This is a genomic window from Streptomyces sp. NPDC001093 (assembly GCF_040298985.1).
Classification (GTDB): domain Bacteria; phylum Actinomycetota; class Actinomycetes; order Streptomycetales; family Streptomycetaceae; genus Streptomyces.
On sequence record NZ_JBEPBF010000033.1, the window covers coordinates 21,271 to 39,298 of the forward strand.

The following is an 18,028-nucleotide window of genomic DNA, read 5'->3' on the forward strand; positions in this document are numbered from 1 at the left end:
CTGGCCGTTCCCACGGCAATCAAAGCGGAACGGACGAGCGGTGTTGATCCCGTTCAGAGGCACATCGACTGAAAACCTGCCGGCCTCGATGACGTCCTGTCCTTTGTGGATCTCGAAGTGTCCTGTGATCCGGCAGCGGCTTGCGTTCCAACCGATGGTCTGGCCCGCGTAGCACTTGGCGTCGATCTCGCCGTGGGGCCCACTGTAGTTGCCGACGCAGATCTTCCAATCAGCCGCAGTCCAGTTGTCCGAACTGCGGTTGTCGGTCTTCGGGCTGCATGCTTCCACCGACCGAGCCGCGACGGCCGAGGCCGGGGAGGCACCGAGCGCCACAGTGAAGAAACCCGCCAACAGCGTGCCTCCCCGAACTTCTCCGATCCTGGGGGTCGGGATGGACGTACACCCGCTTGGTGAAAGACAGGTCGCTGTGCCCGGCCCAGGCTGACACGACCGTGTCGGGCACACCGTTGTTGGCCATCCAGGACAGGCAGGCGTGGCGAGCATCGTAGAGACGGACTCGGCGGACGCCTGCCTCCTCCATGAGCTTCTGCGCTTCGCGCCGTAGCTTGTCTGTCTTAAACGGTCGGCCCCACTCGTCGACCACGACATAGCCGGAGTCCTCATAGGCCTCGCCGGCCTTGGCCTTCTCCTGCTCCTGGAGCGCGGCGAAGGTCTGGAGTGCAGTATGTACGGGCTTGGGCAACGGCAGCACTCGCTTGCCGTTTTGCGTCTTGGGCTGCTTCTCAACGACCTTATTTCGCAGGCCCTGCTCCTGGGTCCGGTCGTAGACGATGGTCCGAGTGTTGCCCACAGCGATGGTTCCTGAACCTGTGAGGTCCACGTCCTCCTTCCAGCGGGCCCCACATACCTCAGCGGGCCGCTCGGCGATGAGGGTGAGCAGCATAACGCCGAATAGGCGATGATCCTTGCTGGCCTCGATAAAGGCCTTCACCTCGGTCTCATCTGTTCGGCAACGTTACGAACGATCCAGCTTCGACGCACTGCCAGGTTGATCGCACAACAAATGTCTGGCGACGGGATTTCGAGGCTGTTGAGCTGCTTCAGGCCTATTCGGTGACCTGTAGGAACCCTGCGCGTCAAGGGCTACGCAAGCCGCCTCCGTACCTCCGCCGGCCCTTGACCCGAGAGGGAAGACCGCACGACACCGTCAATTAAGGGACGACTTCGGCGAACTCCACGTCTTCCTGGGCCCCGGCTTCGTCCTGACGGTCCGTCACGCGGACGCCCCCGACCTCTCCGCCGTACGCCGGCGCATGGAGGAGACGGTTGAACTTCACACACATGCCGGAGCTGCGCCGGGCGTTCGGGTATCCGTTCGCCATCGCGCTGATGGGCGTGGTGTGCGTGAGCCTGTACGTCGTCTTCAAGCGCCGCGACTGGCTCTGAGCCGTCCGCCGCCCGGCACATGGCTCGTACCCACCCGTGTTCATGGCGTGTTCTGTGCGTCACTTGATCGGCACAGTTTCAGCACCTGCCCCGCCGTACGATCGACCGCCCGTCAAGTGCGTGACCGTCGAAAGGCAAGAGCCCCCGGCATGGCGTACACAGCTCAAGAGCAACAAACCGCGTCCCTGGCAGATCTGTCGTTCGAGGCTTTCGGTGTGATGACGGCTCGGCGCGGGGCCGAGCAGGTGCCTCTCGGTCCCCCACGGCACCGGGCCGTGCTGGGACTGCTGCTGATCCGGCTGGGCCAGGTGGTGCCCGCCGATCAGCTCGTCGACGAACTGTGGGGCGACAGCCTCCCCAGACGCCCGCAGGCCACCCTGCAGACGTACCTGTCCCACCTGCGGCGGGTGCTGATCGGACAGCACGGGCCGATCGCCCCGCTGCGCTACCAGGCCCCCGGGTACGTCCTGACGGTGGAGCCGGGCACGTTCGACCTGTCCCGGTTCGAGAGCCTCGTCTCGCGGGGGCAGCGCCATGTGGCCGACGGCCGGCTCCAGGACGCCCGCGACGTGTTCGACCAGGCGCTGCGGTTATGGCGGGCCGACCCCTTCCTGGACCTCGCGGCCTACACCCCGCTCGCGGAGGAGGCGGCGCGCCTGAGCCTCCTGCGGACCACCGCCGTCGCGGCCCACGCCGACACGCTGCTCGCGCTCGGCGAGGCCGGTGACGCCGTCGCGCTGCTGCGCCGCGAGGTGTCCCTCCAGCCCACCGACGAACGCCTGGTCGGCAGCCTCATGACGGGCCTGTACCGCCTGGGCCGGCAGGCCGAGGCGCTCCAGCTGTACGACCGGACGCGCGCCTACCTCTCCGAGGAACTCGGGGTCGCCCCGGCCCGCGAGCTCCAGCGCGTCCACCTCGCCCTGCTGCGCCACGAACTCGACGACCAGGCGCCCGCCCCGGCCGCCGTCGAGGTACGCGTCCGGCCCGGCACCGTGGCCGAGCGGGAGGCGGAGGGGCCCGCGCCGGCGGACGGTCCGGCGGCCGTCCCCGAGGCCGGACAGCGGGGTACGGCACCGGCGGCCTGGTCCGCCTTCCCCTGCCGCGACGACGCCCTCGACGCTCTGCGGTCGTCCATCACCGGTGCCCTGCGCGGCAGCGGGCACACCACCGCCGTCGTCGGCGAGGCGGGCGTCGGCAAGACCGAGCTGGTGGCGCGGGCCACGGACCAGGCACGGCCGCCGCACCCGCAGGCGGAGGTGATCCGCGTCAACTGCCGCGGCAGCGAGGGGATGCCCGTCGGCTGGGTGTGGCAGCAGGTGCTGCGCCGGCTCGAAGTCCCGTACGGGGTGTCCTTCGACGGCCTGCGCCAGCAGTGCGTCGAACGCCACCCGGTGACAACGCTGTCGGGGCACCCCGCCGACCCGATGGACTTCCTCACCCAGGACGCGCTGTGCGAGGCGATCCTCCAGTGCGCCGACGACAGCCCGCTCCTGCTCGTCCTCGAAGACGTGCACCGGGCGGACCGGCTCACCCTCGGCGTGCTCGGCCTGCTCAGCAACCGCACGCAGGGGCGACCCGTCAGCGTGGTGATCACGGTCCGCGAACCCGGTCTCGGGGCCGGGCCCGAGACCGACGGCCCGCTCGTCGACCTCCTGGCCGACTCCCGCACCAAGGTCGTGCACCTGGACAACCTCACCGAGGACCATGTTCGGGCCGCGGTCACGGCCCAGGCCGGGCCCGGCGTCGACGCGTCCGTCGTACGGGCGCTGTACGAGCGCAGCGCCGGCAACCCCTACCTCCTCGACCAGTTGCTCGCCGACGCCGGCGGGGCGCGGCGCCTGCGCGATCCCCGTGCGGCCGACGTCGTGCGCGCCGGGATCCCGACGGGCGTCCGCAGCATGCTGCGCCGGCGGTTCGCCGGGCTGCCCCCGCGCGTCCTGCACCTCCTCCAGTGCTCCGCCGTGCTCGGCGGCGAGGCGGCGCTGGCCTCGCTGACCGCCATGCTGGACGACGGCGGCGCCGGCCACGACGTACTGGAGGAGGTCCTGCGGACCGGGCTCATGCGCAGCGACCCCGACGACCCGCACCGGCTCGTCTTCCGCTACGGCCTCATCCGCGACGTCCTCCTGGCGGAGATGCGCCGCCAGGAGCGGGCGGCCCTGCACGCGCGCGCCGTCGGTGTGCTCGGCGCCCGCCACGGCGGCTCTCCCGAGGCGAGCGAGCAGATGGCCGAGCACGCCTGGCAGGCCGCGCTGGCCCTGCCGGCCGAGGACGTGCTGCCGCACCTCAGGCGCGCCGGCGAACAGGCCATCGGCGACGGCGACTACCGGCGTGCGCAGACCTGGTTCGAGCACGCTCACACCCTGCTGGCCGCCGCGCCCCGGGACGGTGACACGGCGTCGGAGCAGACGCTGGACCTGCGCACTCAACTCCTCTCCACGGCGACCGTCACCCGCGGCTACAGCGACCACGAGGTGGCGGCCGAGGCTGAGCGCATCCGGAAGCTGTCCGCCGCCACGGCGGGCCGGACCATCGAGGAGGGCGCCATGCTGCTGCGGCAGTTCGTGGCCGAACTGGTCACCGGCCGGCCCGCCGAGGGCGCCCGGCAGGCGGAGCAGCTGCGCGCCCTCGCCGAGCGGTCCGGCGCCCTGGAGATCCGGTTCTACGAGCGGATCGCCCGCGGACTGCTCCTGTTGCCGAGCGAGACCGGCGACGCGCTCACCGCCCTGACCGAGGCCGAGCGGGTGGCCGAGAAGCTGACCCCCGAACAGCGGGAGGGCATAACCCTCCGCTCCCAGCACGGCCCGCGGTTCATGGCCATGAACCACCGCGTCCTCACCCTGTGGCTGCTCGGCGCCACCGACGAGGCGCGCGCGCTGTGCGAGGAGCTGCTCGTGGCCACCGGCCGGGACGGCACGCCGGTCGACCAGGCGAGCGCGTACTACTTCCACTCCCTGATAGCGGCCCTGGACGAGGACCCCCACGGGGCGGCGGCCTCCAGCGGCCGGGGCCTGGACATCGCCCGCGCCCACGGGCTGAGCCACTGGACCCCCATGCTCCGGGTGTGCCGGAGCTGGGCGCTCCAGCAGACCGGCGAGGCCGCCGCGCTCGACAGCCTGGAGTCGGCGATCGCCGAGCTGCGCGAGCGGCGCCTGCTCATCCGGCTGCCGCTCCACCTGGGCCTGCTGGCCCACGCCCAGCACAGCAGCGGGGCGGTCGAGGACGCCCGGCGGACGCTGCGGTCGTCGGCCGCGGAGGTCAGGTCCCGGGGGGAGTTCGCCTATGTGAGCCGCACTCTGCCGTTCACCCGGCTGTGTCCCCTGATGTCCGCTTCGTAGCGGCCGGGTCGCCGGTTCCCTCGCCGCTCAGCCGGCGGCGGGCCTGACCGGCCTCGGGGTGGCCGAGTCCGTCGAGGATCCGCACCGCCTCCCGCCACAGGGGCAGGGCGGCGGCGCGGTTTCCCCGGGCCTCGTGGGTGTCTCCCATGTGCAGAAGGGTGTCGGCCTCCAGGTAGCGGTCGTTCATGTGCTGGTAGAGCTTCAGGGCGCGCTCGTAGCAGCAGAGGGCCTCCTCGTGGTGGCCCATGTGGTGGTGGGCGTACCCGAGGCTGTCCCAGGCCGCGGCCTCGCCGTTGGTGTCGCCGCTCCCCTGGTGCAGGGCCACCGCCTGGGCGCACACGGCCACGGCCTGCTCGTAGGCGCCGTTCAGGATGTGGGTCCATCCCGTCTCGTTGAGGACGAGCGCCCGTCCGGTGAGGTTGCCGGCCGCCCGGTACAGGTCGAGGGCCTGCGCGTAGTGGCGCAGGGCCGCCTCGTGGTCCTCGCGGACGTTGGCCAGGAAGGCCAGCGACCGGTGCGTGCGGGCCTGGCCGCCCTGATCGCCGAGTCCGGTGAACAGGGCCATCGCCTCCTGGAGTTCGCTGTCGGCCCGGTCGTCCTGGGTGAGGCGCCCGTACGCGAATCCCAGGGCCCGGCGGGCCTTCGCCTCGCGGCGCCGGTCCTGGAGCGCGAGGGCGGCGTCCACGGCGATGGACTGGATGTCGATCTGGTCCTGCCAGCGGCCCCTGCGGTCCAGGTACAGCTCCAGGGTCTGGGCCAGCAGCCAGGCGCGGTCCGGGTAGCCCGTGCTCCCGGCCCGCTCCACGGTGGCCAGCAGCACGGGCAGTTCCCGCTCCAGCCAGGCCGCGGCCGAGGCCGGGTCCGTGAGGGGCTCCAGTTCGACGCCCGGTTCCGCGGGGGCGTCGGGTGCGGCGTCGATGCGGTCGGGCGTCAGCGCGGTCGTGGCGGCGTGGGCGCCGTGGACGTAGTGGTCGAGCAGCCGCCGTACGGCCGCTGCGCGCGTGTCGGCGTCGTCGTGGTCCTGGAGCTGCTCGGACGCGTAGATCTTGAGCATGTCGTGGAAGACGAAGCGGTTCGGCAGCGGCCGGATCATCAGGTGGGCGTCGGCGAGCCTGGCCAGCAGCGTCGTGGTCCGGCGCGGCGGCAGCGCGGCCAGGCTCGCCGCGGCCGAGGCGGACAGATCCGGTCCGGGGTGCAGGGACAGCAGCCGCAGGAGCCTGGCCGCCTCGGGGCCGAGGCCGTCGAGGGACCAGGAGAAGACGGTGCGCAGGTCGGTGTAGGGGTCGTCGTCGGCGAAGGCGTCGAGGCTGTCGTGGCCGGCCCGGAGTTCGGCGGCTATGGAGGCGAGGGAGAAGCCGGGCAGGGTGGCCGCGCGCGCCGCGATGACCGCGAGGGCGAGGGGCAGGCGGTGGCAGAACTCCACGATCGCGTCGACGGCCTCGGGTTCGGCGGCGGTGCGGTCCTGGCCCAGGTGGCGCGCGAGGACCTCACGGGACTCCGCCTCGCTGAGCGGGCCGAGGATCAGGGGGGCGGCTCCGTGGGTGGCGACGAGGCCGCGCAGCTGGGTGCGGCTGGTGATGACGACGAGGCAGGTGCTGCTGCCCGGCAGCAGGGGGCGTACGTGCTGCGAGTCGCGCGCGTTGTCGAGGACGATCAGAACCCGGCGGTCCGCGAGGATGCTCCGGTAGAGGGCCATCTGGGAGTCGAGGTCGGCGGGCAGGTGGCGGGCGGAGACGCCGAGGGCGATGAGGAACGAGCGCAGGGCCTCCGCGGCGGTGACGCAGGGTCCGCTCGCGTCGAAGCCGCGGAGGTTGACGTAGAGCTGGCCGTCGGGGAACCGGGGCGCGAGGCGGTGGGCGAGGTGCACGGCGAGGGCCGTCTTGCCCACGCCGGCCATTCCCTCGATGGTGTTGATCACCGCCGAGCTGGTCGCGGAGGCTTCGTCGAGCTTGTCGAGGGCGCTGGTGATCCGGGCCAGTTCGTCCCGGCGGCCGACGAAGGTGCGCAGGTCCAGCGGGAGTTGGGTGGGACGGACCACAGCCGGCGCGTTCGGCGGCGCGGGGTTCTCCGCAGGCGGGGCTTCCCGGCGCTCGTCCTTCGGTGTCGCGGCCTGTTCCGAGCTGCGCAGCAGGCTCGCGTGGGCGAGGCGGAGCTCGCGGCCCGGCTCGATACCGAGCTCGTTCCTCAGCCGCAGGCTCATCTCCTGGAACAGGCCGACCGCCTCCGCCTGACGCCCCGTCCGGGCGAGCGCCTGGATCAGCCGGGCGTGCACCGCCTCGTCCAGTGGGTACTGTGCGACCGCCCGGTGCAGCAGGGGCAGGACCGGGGCGGGTGTGCCCAGCGCCAGCATCAGGTCGGCGCCCTCGCGCAGGGCCGCCAGGTGTTCGCTGTCGACGGCGGAGAACAGGGGGTGAACCCGGATGTCCGGGGAGACTCCCTGCGCTGCTTCTCCGCGCCAGAGGGAGAGGGCCTGGGTGTAGAGCTCGGCGGCGGCGCTCACCTTGCCGTCGTCGTCGGCGTCGCGGGCGCGGGCGAGAAGTTCACGGAAGCGCAGCAGGTCGAGGGTGGTGGCGTCGGCGTCGATGCCGTACCCCCCGGCGCGGCGCACCAGCAGGGCGCCCGGGGCGCGGGGCGGGAGGTCGGGCTCCAGCAGTTTCCGCAAGGAGCCGATGTGGCGGTGGACGACGTTCACGGCGCTGTTCGGAGGGTCGCCGTGCCACAGGACGTCGACGATCCGGCTCAGGCCGACGGTCTGTCCGGCGTGCAGCAGGAGCAACGCCAGCAAGGCGCGCTGCTTCGGTGGTCCGAGGGGTAACTCGGCGCCTCTTCGCCACACTTTGACCGACCCCAGGACCGCGAACCGCACGTGATGATCCTGGTCTTCTCTCATCTTCACTGGTCCCGGTAGGAGGATCCTGAACGCTCCAACCCTAAAGGCTGTCCCGCAATGATCAACTGAGTCGATCGTTCAGCATCGGGCACGGCCGCCTCCGGCGGTCTGTCCGGCGAGCGCGAGGTTGTGCAGGCGGGCTGTGCCAAGCATGGCGTGATGAACACCGTCTCCCCTCAAGCGGCAGTCGCGGAGGATCTTCCGGTTCTTCACGCGGGCGAAGGCGTGCTCGACACGAGCACGGACCTTGCGGTGTGAGCGGTTGTGCTCCTCTTTCCAGGCCGGGAGTTCCGCCTGGCCGGGCTCGTGACGCTGCGGGATCCCCAGGCCAGTGCCACGGGAACCGCCGTGCGCGATCACCGTGGTGTCGCCGACGGCTGCCTTCGCTCCGGACAACTCCCACGCCCTGCAGTCGTTGATGAGCACGGTGTCCTTGCGGAAGTGTCTGCGCGTCCGCAGGGCGAGCAGCGGTGCGAGGCGGTTGATGATGCGGTCGGCCGCGGACTTCGAGATTCCGAACAGCGGCGCCGGCCGGCGTGGCGTCAAGTCGGTTCGCCAGTACGCCGCGACCAGCAGGAGGCGGTCCTCCAGGGGCAAGCTCCATGGCCGACCACGCCGGACCGCGTCCGCTCCCGCGCGGCGCATGGCGTTCACCAGTTTGCCGAAGCGGCGCGGGCTCAGCCCGGTGAACGGACGTATCCAGGACGGCTTGACGCCGTGATCACACCTGCCACGAGAAGATCGTCCCACCGCGTTGCGAACTGACCGATACGGAGGCGCATGTGGAGACGGACTTGGTGAGTCGTCTGGAAGAGGCGGCGGATCGTTTCGTGATCCCCCTGCGTATGAACGAAGGGTTCGATGAGCAGGCGCTCCTTCAGCTACAGGAGCAGATCGATCGCTGCGGGACGGCGTGGAGGAAGGAAGCCCACGTACCGAAGCGTGCGGCGTTGATCCTCGCCGAACTCCACCCAACGATCGAGGCTTGCGCCTGGCTGTACGAAGGGAACATGCGTCAGCGGATCCAGGAGGCAGGAGTGATGGTGTCTGAGGCAGTGATCGCTGCTCTGGACTGAGCGCCTCCCACGCCGTCGAGATACGTACGTGCAGCAGGCGCTGGGGACGAGCCCAGTGTTGCGGGACAACTCTTGGTTCGTGATCTTCCTCGCCGTGCGGCCCGTCAACGAGGGTGTCTGGTCCGGGACGGGTGGTCGTAGCGCCGTTCGTTGTAACTGAGCATGTCGAGGAGGCCCCGGGCGGTGAGCCGCTGCCGGTTCCCGGCCCGATCGCGCGCCCGGGGAATCGGCACCCCTGCGGGGTCGGCCCAGGTGAGCCGGCCACGGTCGTCGATGCGGGCCCGGCAGCGGTTCGCGTTGTCCTGGTGCAGGCAGAACGGGATGTCGAGGTGCCCGAGGGTGAACGCGCGGACGAGCGCCTTTCCGACATCGCTGCCGAGGGTCAGCGTGTGCGTGATGATCGCCTGGGCCTCCTCGTAGATCCCGGAGTCCGGAATTCCGGCCGGTTCGGCCACCGCCTCCCGCTCGGCCGCCCTCGCGGCGCGTTCCAGGGCGTCGACGTTCTCCGTGATCGACGGGATTCTGCTGGCCTCCACCGCGGTCTTGACGATCAGCCGCTCGGTCCCGGATCTGGCGGCGAGCCTCGCACTCGCTTCGAGCAGCCCGTACGCCCCCTGTCGGCTGCGGGGATAAACGCCCATGTAGGTGTACAGGACGGCGTGCCAGTCGGTGTCTCCGAGCCATTCCTTCGCCAGGGCGCGCAGGGCGTGGATCGCCTCGATGTCCTGTTGCTGATTCGTCTGCTGGGCGTAGCTGACGGAAATGTCCCGCAGTCCGTGTTCGCGGAAGAACAAGCCTTCCAGAATGCTCAGGGAGATCAGCAGGCTCGGCGGGCACAACTGTCCCAGCATGCAGCCGCCGAAACTCTCCAGATGCACCGGTTTGCTGATTCCCGCGAGCATCTCGCAGCATTCCGCCCAGGCGTCGACGGCTTGCGCCAGAGGGACGCGGCTGTACGGCAGACAGTAGGAGACAGGGCCGCCTTCGGTGGCGTCGGCGCCGGCCGCCACCAGTCCCTCGAACAACTCGCGGGGCAACGCCGAGCCGTGCCTCACCTGCACCGGGAAATCGTCGCCCGCGATCCCGGCGAGCACCTCGCGGGTCACCGCCGCGCCGTGGGCCACCAGCGGGAACCCGTTGAGGTCCGCGCCCTTCTCCAGAGCGAGAAGGGCCGAGGCGTGATCGTTCACCCGTGTGTAGCTGTCGACGGTGATGGTGCCCACCGTGGCCGCGTCGACGTTCCTGACCGCATCGAGTCCCGCGCGCATCTGCTCGACCGTGCCGAACCCCATGCGCGGCTGGACGACCACTTTCCCTTCGCTCGACGCCCGCCGGACGAACCGGGTGAAGCGTCCGGGTCCGGTAGGAGGTGCCATCAGGTACTCCGGATTTCCGTGGAGGCGACGCGTTTCGGCGCGGGCGGGCCCAGTCCGAGGCAGTCGAGGAACCGGTCGAGATCGGCGTCCGCCTCGAACACCGCGTCGAAGCCGTTCGCGACCAGTTCCGCCCGGGACCCTGCGTGCCGGGAACCGTGGACGCCGAGCTTTCCGCCGATGACGACTTTCATGGAGGCGAGCCCCGAATGCCCGCGAATCTTTCTGATCAGCCGTAGGCCGTCGATATGGCCGTGCCCGTTGACCGTGCTGATGACCAAGGCGTCCGGACGGATTCTGAGGCATTCGGACATGACCAGTTCGTCCGGAGTGCACGCGCCGAGGTTGACCACCTGTCCGCCGTTCTCCTCAAGCAATAACTGGAGAAAAACGAGGTTCCACATGTGGGAATCCGACGAAACGCTGGTCACGACGAATGTCCTTCCGTTTCCACGGGAAACAGAATTCACGGGCGGTTCATCTCGGCCGCTGCCAGGAACGCGTCATTGTCCTCCGCGGTTCCTGTCGTCACGCGCACGCCGTCACCCGGATAGGGCCGTACGTCGACTCCGGCCGACGCGCACGCGGCGGCGAACTCCTGGGCACGAGCGCCGAGCGGCAGCCAGAGGAAGTTCGCCTCCGAGGGCGGCACGTCGAATCCCAGGGCGAGCAGCGCGGCGCGGACGCGGTCCCGTTCGGCGGCCGTGTCCTGGACGCGGCCGAGGAGCTCCTTCTCCGCCGCCAGCGACGCGACGGCGGCGGCCTGGGCGACGTCGCTGACGCTCAACGGCATGACCATGCGCTGGACGCGGGAGATCAGGCCGGGCTCCGCGAGCAGGTAGCCGACGCGCAGGCCGGCGAGGCCGTACGCCTTGGAGAAGGTGCGCGCGACGATCAGGTTCGGCCACGAGGTGAGCAGGCGGGCACCGAGGCCGGGGTCCCGCGCGTATTCGCAGTACGCCTCGTCGAGCACGACCAGGCACGTGCGCGGGACGGCGTCGAGGAACCGCAGGAGGTCGGCCTCGCCCGACGCGGTGCCGGTGGGGTTGTTGGGGTTGCAGAGCAGCACCAGGCGGGTGTGCTCGTCGACCGCCGCGGCCAGGGCGTCGAGGTCGTGCCCGTCCTCGGCCAGCGGGACGCGTACCGTGCGGAATCCGGCGAGGTCCGCGAGCACCTCGTAGCCGTCGAAGGACGGCCACGAGTAGGCGACGGCTGCTCCCGGTTCGGCGGTCACCGTGAGCAGTGCCTGGAGGAGCGTGATCGATCCGGCGCCCACCGCGACGCGGTCCGGGGAGAGGTCGTAGTGCCGGGCGAGTGCGGCGCGCAGCTCTCCGCAGGCCGGGTCCGGGTACCGGTTGGCCTCGGTGGCGGCGCGGGTGATCGCGTTCAGCACGGACTCGGGGGGCTGGAACGGGGTTTCGTTGCGGGCGAGTTGGTGGGCGGGGGCGGGGTGGTCCGGGGGGAAGCCGTCCTCGCCGCCGAGCAGCCGGGCGAGTCCGGCGTCCTGGGGAGCTCCCCCTCCGGTGCGCTTCTCCAGGAACTCGGCGATGTCCGCCAGCGTCTTGAGGCCGAACAGGTCCTCGTCGGCGATGGTGACGCCGAGGCGCTGGCTGAGCGCCAGGGAGAGTTCGAAGGTGGCGAGGGAGTCCAGGCCCGCGTCCTCGCGGCTCGCGTCCGGGGACACCTGGTCGGCCTCCACGTCCAGCTCCTCGATCATGATCGTCTTCAGCAGTTCGTACACGGGTCCTCCGGTCCGATCGCCGGGCCGCTACGCGTCGGCCGGCTTCCTTCGGGGCGTCTTCCAGCGCTCGGGCACCGCGTTGGTCCGGTGCTCCCAGACGACGTTGTCGTCCCACCACTCCTCGATCCGCCGCAGCTCCGCCCCGGTGTCCGGCTCGGTGAGCCGGAAGACCATCTCGGCGACGGGCCGGCCGAGTCCGGGGGAGCTGCCGTAGAGGCGTCCGACGTCGCCGCAGGGCCGGTAGCTCACCGTCCCCGGCAGCGGGCACGTGTCGGGCAGCGCGCGCAGGACTCCCTTGGCCGGCGGGAACCAGACGAAGCCGAGCCGTTCGCCGGTCGGGCGGATCTCGACCTGGTCACCGCGTCCGGCCTGGCCGAGCAGGCTCGCGCCGTAGAAGTTCATACCCAGCACGGCTTCGTGGACGTCGGTGACGAGGGCCGCGCCCGCCCGGCAGGCGATCTCGCAGACGACCACGCGGTCGTCGGCGGTGTGGAACAGTTCGAGGTGGAAGGCGCACAGGTCGGGTACGGCGGGCAGCGCGGCCACGACCTGCCGCGCGGTGCTGCGCAGCCGCTCGGACAGGGGGTGCTCGTCGGGCATCATCCCCGTCATGGTCGGGGCGTCGTAGGCGACCGAGAACCAGTCGGAGTACAGGTTGCGGGAGGGCACCGCCAGCACCACCTCGCCGTCCTTCATGAGGCCGTTGACGTGGTAGAAGTCGCCCTCGACCCAGGCTTCGGCCAGCCGGGGGGTTCCGGTGGCACGCTCCGGGAGAGCGCGCAGGTCCTCTTCGTCCATCAGGACCACGGTGCCGTTCGACGCACCGGAGTCGAGTTCCTTGACGACGACCGGGAAGCCGACCTTCCACGTGAACTCGGCGAGTTCGTCGTTGGACCGGAACTTGCGCATGGGGGCGACGTCGATGCCCGCCGCCGCCAGGGTCGACTTCATGACGTGCTTGTCCCGGTACGCCGTGGCCGAGGCGAGGCTCTGGCCGGGCAGGCCGAGCTCGGCCCGCATGCGCGCCGCGCGCAGCACCTCGCGCTCGCCGAGCGACAGGATCCGGCGTACGCCGAACCGCCGGGCGAGGTCCAGGAGTTCGGCGTCCGGCAGCTCCCAGAGGTCGGGCACCACCTCCAGGTGGAGGAAGCGCTGAGCGTACGCGGCGATGTCGGCGGAGGGGATGTCCGCTCTCGTGGTCACCACGACCAGCTCCCGCGCGGCGTCGGGGAACCACTCGTGCAGGCGCGAGACGATCTCCTTGGTGTTCAGCAGGAGAAACGGCCCCTGTTCGGCCTTCATGTGCATCCATTCGATCAGTCGTCGTTTCACGGTCTTCCAGGCCGGTCGGGGAAGCCGGCCGCGCACGCGTCAGGCGTCCGTGCCGAAGTAGCGGTCCCCGAAGTCCCCGATGCCGGGCAGCATCCACGCGTCCTCGGTCAGCCGCTCCTCGATGGCGGAGGTCACGATCCGCACCCGCGGGTACTGCTCGCTGACGGCGGTGATGCCCTCGGGGACGGTGATGAAGTTGACGAAGACGATGTTCTCCTCGGGCACGCCGAGGTCCGTCAGCACCCGCAGCGCCGCCAGCGCGGTCCCGCCGGTCGCCATGACCGGGTCGAGCAGCAGGACGTGCCGCCGGGCGATGTCGGCGGGCAGGGCGGTGTAGTAGAGGCGGGCCTCCTTGGTCGTCTCGTCCCGCTGGATGAGGATCTTCCCGATCCTGATCCCCGGGCAGACGTCCCGCAGTTCGCCCTCCATGCTCTCCCCGGCGCGCACCACGGTGACCCCGCACAGCCCGGAGGCGAAGCGCAGCCCCTGGTAGGCGGCGCCGGTCGGGGTGCGGACCTCGTGCGGCTCGAAGGGCAGCAGGTCCATGCCCGCCTCGATCAGCAGGCGGATGATCCGGCGCGCGTAGCGGACGAAGTCCTCGCGGCGGGCGTCCCGGTCGCGGATCGCGGTGTGCAGGGCGCGCAGTTGGTCGGTCTGGGGCAGCAGACGGACGTTGGTGCCGAGGTACTTGTCGATCGAGGGGGCGGTCGGCGCGGTCATGGGGCAGCTCTCCTCAGGCCCTCGGAAGGAATTTCACGGGAAGCGAGTCGAACCCCCACAGCAGGTTCGAGCGCAGGCGGCGGACCTGGCCGGCGAGTTCGGCGACCTCGACCCGCGCCAGGATTTCCTCGAACATCACCGTGAGTTCGAGCTTGGCGAGCGAGGAGCCGATGCAGTAGTGGTTGCCCTGGATGAAGCCCAGGTGGCGGTTGGGTTCGCGCTCGATGTCGAAGCGGTCGGGGTCGTCGAAGACCTTCTCGTCGCGGTTGGCCGAGGGCAGCCACGCGACGACGTGGTCCCCGGCGCTGATCAGCTCGCCGCCGAACTCGACGTCCTCGGTCGCGGTGCGCAGCGCGTGCATGACGGGCGAGGTGTAGCGCACGATCTCCTGGATCGCCGAGGGCATGAGGGCGGGCTCGTCGCGCAGGCGGTGCCACTGGTTCGGGTTGTCGATGAGGGCGAGCAGTCCGCCGACGGTGGCGTGCCGGGTCGTCTCGTTGCCGCCGGAGACCAGGGCGTCGCAGTTGTAGAGGATCTCCTGGTCGGTCAGCGGGGCGCCGTCGATCTCGCCGCACACCAGGGCGCTCATGAGGTCGTCCTTCGGCTCCCGCCTGCGCTGCGCGGCGAGGTCCTGGAAGTGGAGCAGGATCTCGGTGTGGGCCTGGATCTTGCGCGCCTCCTCGGCCTCGTCGAGGGCGGTGGAGCTCCAGGCGAAGCGGGTGCGCTCGACCATGAAGTCCCAGTCGGCGGGCGCGACGCCGAGCATGTCGCAGATGACCGAGACCGGCAGTTTCTGGGCGACGCGCGTGAACTCGCACTCCCCTGCGGCCAGCGCCTCGTCGATGGCCTTGGCGGCCGTCTTGCGCATGGTGGCCTCCAGCCGGCTCACCATGCGCGGGGTGAACGCCGAGCTCACGACCTTGCGGATCTTGTCGTGCCGGGGCGGGTCGGTGATGTTGAGCATCTTGCCGGCCGCGGCGGCGAGGACCTGCGGGTCGGAGTCGAGGCGCATCCCGTTCTGGGAGCTGAACACGCGGGGGTCGGTCAGCATGTCCGTGCACAGGCCGTGGGTCATCACCGCCCAGAAGTGCTCCCCGCCCGCCCGCTCGTTGCGGTAGACGGGGTGTTCGGCGCGCAGCCGCGACCAGACCGGTCCGGGGTCGGAGTCCCGGTACAGGAGCGGGTCGGACAGGTCAACGTTCATCAGCTCTCCCGGTGTCGATCGTGGTGGCGGGACGGAGAACCTCGCGCAGGGCGTGCAGGACGTCGTCCGGGTGTTCTCCCAGGTAGAAGTGGCCGCCGGGGAAGGTGCGGAGCGTGAAGCGGCCCCGGGTCGCGTCGGCCCAGGCGCCCGCGTCGCCGACGCCGACCGCCGCGTCCTGGCGGCCCACGAACGCGGTGACGTCGGTCCGCAGGGGCGGGCCGCCGGCGCGCGGGACGTAGGACTGGACGATGCGGTAGTCGTCGCGGACCGCCGGCAGGAAGGCCGAGCGCATGTCCGGGTCGTCCAGCAGGCCCGCGTTGCCGGAGCCCAGCTCCTTGAGGAGGGCCACGAGCCGGTCGTCGTCCAGGAGGTGGGCGCCTTCCTGTCCGGCGAAGGGGCGCACCCGGTGGGGGGCGCCGCATCCCGAGACCACGAGGTGGCGTACGGCGCCGCCCCGGCCGCCGGCCGTGAGGCGGCGCAGGACCTCGTAGCCGACGACGGCGCCCATGCTGTGCCCGAAGAAGACGGCGGGCCGGTCGAGGAGTCCGCGCAGCTCCTCGGTGATCTGGTCGGCGAGGGTGTGCAGGTCGGGCGGGAACTCCTCCCGGATCCGGTTCTCGCGGCCCGGGTACTGGACGGCCCACACCTCGGCCCCGGCGAGGTCCCGGCCGCCCCAGTCCCGGAAGTAGCTGGCCGCGCCCCCGGCGTGCGGGAAGCACACGAACCGGGCCGGGGCCGACGGCTCCGGCGGCCCGAAGGTGCGCAGCCAGGGGCTGTCGGGCCGCGCGGCGGCGATCTGTCGCGGTGCCACCGCCGGTCAGCTCCGCCCGGCGCGGTCCGCCGCGCCGTCGCCGGTCGCCCGGGTGACGGCTTCGGCGAGTCCGGCGATGGTCGGGGACTCGAACAGCACGCGGGCCGTCATGGCGACGTCGAACCGGGCGCGGATGCGGGCGATGAGGCTCGCGGCGAGCAGGGAGTGTCCGCCCACCTGGAAGAAGTCGGCGTCGACGCTGATGCCGCGGCGGCCGAGGATGTCCTCCCAGATGTCCGCCAGGACCGCTTCCACGGGGGTGCGCGGCGCGATGTGGACGGCCTCGCCGTCGTCGTCGGGTTCGAGGGCGAGCAGGGCGGTCCGGTCGATCTTCCCGTTGGGGGTCATGGGGAAGGCGTCCAGGACGTGGACGGCCGTCGGGATCATGTACCAGGGCAGCCGGCTCCGCAGGTGGGCGATCAGTTCGGCGGCCGTCGGTGCGGTCCGCTCGTCGGCGGTCACGAAGCACACGAGGGCGCTGTCGGGGCCGTCGCCGGTCACCTGGGCGACGGACGACCGGACGTCCGGGTGCTCGGCGAGCACGGTCTCGATCTCGCCGAGTTCGATGCGGTAGCCGCGCAGTTTCACCTGGTGGTCCCGGCGGCCGAGGAACTCCAGGCAGCCGTCGGCGTCCGCGCGCACCAGGTCCCCGGTGCGGTAGAGCCGGCTGCCGGGCACGCCGGAGAAGGGGTCGGGCAGGAACCGCTCGGCGGTGGTCCGCGGCGCGTTGAGGTAGCCGACGGCCACGCCCGCCCCGCCGATGAACAGCTCGCCCGGCGTTCCCGCCGGGACCGGCCGCAGGGCGTCGTCGAGGACGTGCGTGCGGACGTTGTCGATGGGGCGGCCGATCGGGACGGAGTCGTACTCGCCGGCCTCCCAGTCGGCGCCCGGCTCGTGGACCGTCGTGGTGATGGTGCCCTCGGTGGGGCCGTAGACGTTGAACCAGCGGATGTCCTCGCCGACCCGTTTCTTCCAGGTCAGCAGCGCCTGGCGGGCCGCCTTCTCGCCGGCCACGATCATCGTGCGCAGCGCGGACTCCGTGGCCAGCCGCAGCAGGCAGTCCTCCTCCGCGACCCAGCTGTGCCAGAAGGCCGTGGGCACGCTCAGGAAGGTCGTGCCGGTGTCGATGACCTGCTGGGTCAGGGCCCGGAACGTCTGGCGCAGGGGGTCGCTGCCGAGGACGAGGGCCGCGCCGTGCAGGAGCGGCGGGAAGATTTCCTCGGCGGCGGCGTCGAAGCTCAGCGGCCTGCACTGCAGGACGCGGTCGCCGGGGGCGAACGCGAAGTGCCGGGTCACGGCGGCGCTGTGGTTCGCCAGGGAGCGGTGCGTCACCAGGACGCCCTTGGGGCGGCCCGTGGAGCCGGAGGTGTGGATGACGTAGGCGGCGTCCGACGGCAGCGGGACGGGGCTGTCCGGCGCGGGCGCGGTGGGCAGGGCGTCGATGTCCTGCCGGTGCTGGTCGAGGCAGACGATCTCGCCGTCGTAGTCCGGGAAGAGCGGGCGGAGCGGCTCCTGGGTCAGGAGCAGGCGTGCACCCGTGTCGGACAGGACGTACCGCAGCCGCTCGACCGGGTACTCGGGGTCGAGGGGCACGTAGGCGGCGCCGGTCTTCAGGACGCCGAGCAGGGCCGTGATCATCTGCGGCGACCGCTCGACGCACAGGCCCACGAACGCGCCGGGCCCGACGCCGCGCTGCCGCAGGTGTGCGGCCAACTTGCTGGAATCGTCGTCGAGTTGACGGTACGTCAGCTCCAGGTCCCGCCAGATCAGGGCCGGCGCCTCGGGGGTGCGCGCGGCCTGGGCGGCGAACAGGTCGTGCAGGCAGGCGCCCGCGTCCTTCCCGGCGTCCGGGAGTCTCGCGGGCCGGATGTCCCGCCAGTGGGCGCCGATGTACTCCAGGCACTCCCGGCGGCTCGCCGCCCGGTGCGCGACGCGCCAGCCCGGCGGTACGTCGAGGCCGCCGGCCCACAGAGCGTGCCGGTTCTCGCTGTTCACCAGGACCAGAGAGACACCGTTGTCGTCATGAATCGGGTTGACCACGGCTCGCAGTCCCCTTCGGATGCTAAAGGTGCGGCGTACGGACTGGCGTTGTAGCGGGGGAAGCCCCCCGGGGTGGTGCCCGCACAGCATGTCGCC

The 18,028-nt window shown here is 71.3% G+C and carries 11 protein-coding genes and 3 pseudogenes; 3 read left to right on the forward strand and 11 right to left on the reverse strand.

Features of this window, described 5'->3' with window-relative positions:
• Positions 1-229: 229 nt before the first annotated feature.
• Positions 230-955 (reverse strand): annotated as a pseudogene (locus ABT288_RS18670) (site-specific integrase); the annotation flags it as partial.
• Positions 956-1,287: 332 nt separating this feature from the next.
• Between ABT288_RS18670 and ABT288_RS18675 the strand changes: the two are divergent.
• Positions 1,288-1,407, forward strand: a pseudogene (locus tag ABT288_RS18675) (CorA family divalent cation transporter); the annotation flags it as partial.
• A gap of 218 nt (positions 1,408-1,625) precedes the next feature.
• Positions 1,626-4,745, forward strand: a complete 3,120-nt coding sequence (locus ABT288_RS18680) for an ATP-binding protein (RefSeq protein ID WP_351608660.1) — start codon at positions 1,626-1,628, stop codon at positions 4,743-4,745.
• Here the strand turns inward: ABT288_RS18680 and ABT288_RS18685 are convergent.
• A complete protein-coding gene (locus ABT288_RS18685) occupies positions 4,711-7,635 on the reverse strand; it encodes an AfsR/SARP family transcriptional regulator (protein ID WP_351608663.1) in 2,925 nt (974 codons plus the stop codon). The two genes, ABT288_RS18680 and ABT288_RS18685, sit on opposite strands and share 35 nt — an antisense overlap.
• Before the next feature lie 78 nt (positions 7,636-7,713).
• Positions 7,714-8,369 (reverse strand): annotated as a pseudogene (locus ABT288_RS18690) (transposase family protein).
• 48 nt (positions 8,370-8,417) lie between these two features.
• Between ABT288_RS18690 and ABT288_RS18695 the strand changes: the two are divergent.
• Complete coding sequence (locus ABT288_RS18695) at positions 8,418-8,711, forward strand: hypothetical protein (RefSeq protein WP_351608666.1); 294 nt, start codon at positions 8,418-8,420, stop codon at positions 8,709-8,711.
• 104 nt (positions 8,712-8,815) lie between these two features.
• Here the strand turns inward: ABT288_RS18695 and ABT288_RS18700 are convergent, their stop codons facing one another.
• From ABT288_RS18700 to ABT288_RS18735, 8 genes are read right to left on the reverse strand one after another with little or no spacing between them, the layout of a single operon-like run.
• Positions 8,816-10,087 carry a methylaspartate mutase gene (locus ABT288_RS18700; protein ID WP_351608668.1) on the reverse strand — a complete coding sequence of 424 codons (1,272 nt, stop codon included), beginning with the start codon at positions 10,085-10,087 and terminating at the stop codon, positions 8,816-8,818.
• The gene (locus ABT288_RS18705; protein WP_351608671.1) at positions 10,087-10,515 is read right to left on the reverse strand and encodes a cobalamin B12-binding domain-containing protein; all 429 of its coding nucleotides are present in this window, start codon (positions 10,513-10,515) and stop codon (positions 10,087-10,089) included. Before ABT288_RS18705 ends, ABT288_RS18700 begins: the two co-directional genes overlap by 1 nt.
• A gap of 35 nt (positions 10,516-10,550) precedes the next feature.
• Positions 10,551-11,825: a histidinol-phosphate transaminase gene (locus ABT288_RS18710; protein ID WP_351608674.1), complete on the reverse strand. Its 1,275-nt coding sequence runs from the start codon at positions 11,823-11,825 to the stop codon at positions 10,551-10,553.
• A 27-nt stretch (positions 11,826-11,852) separates the two neighbouring features.
• Positions 11,853-13,157: an ATP-grasp domain-containing protein gene (locus ABT288_RS18715; RefSeq protein WP_351608677.1), complete on the reverse strand. Its 1,305-nt coding sequence runs from the start codon at positions 13,155-13,157 to the stop codon at positions 11,853-11,855.
• A 39-nt stretch (positions 13,158-13,196) separates the two neighbouring features.
• The gene (gene upp / locus ABT288_RS18720; RefSeq protein ID WP_351608680.1) at positions 13,197-13,877 is read right to left on the reverse strand and encodes a uracil phosphoribosyltransferase; all 681 of its coding nucleotides are present in this window, start codon (positions 13,875-13,877) and stop codon (positions 13,197-13,199) included.
• A 13-nt stretch (positions 13,878-13,890) separates the two neighbouring features.
• Complete coding sequence (locus ABT288_RS18725; protein ID WP_351608683.1) at positions 13,891-15,081, reverse strand: cytochrome P450; 1,191 nt, start codon at positions 15,079-15,081, stop codon at positions 13,891-13,893.
• Complete coding sequence (locus ABT288_RS18730) at positions 15,071-15,892, reverse strand: thioesterase II family protein (RefSeq protein ID WP_351608686.1); 822 nt, start codon at positions 15,890-15,892, stop codon at positions 15,071-15,073. The genes ABT288_RS18725 and ABT288_RS18730 overlap by 11 nt, the downstream gene beginning before the upstream one ends.
• A gap of 6 nt (positions 15,893-15,898) precedes the next feature.
• Positions 15,899-17,932, reverse strand: a complete 2,034-nt coding sequence (locus tag ABT288_RS18735) for an amino acid adenylation domain-containing protein (RefSeq protein ID WP_351608689.1) — start codon at positions 17,930-17,932, stop codon at positions 15,899-15,901.
• Between the last annotated feature and the right edge of the window lie 96 nt (positions 17,933-18,028).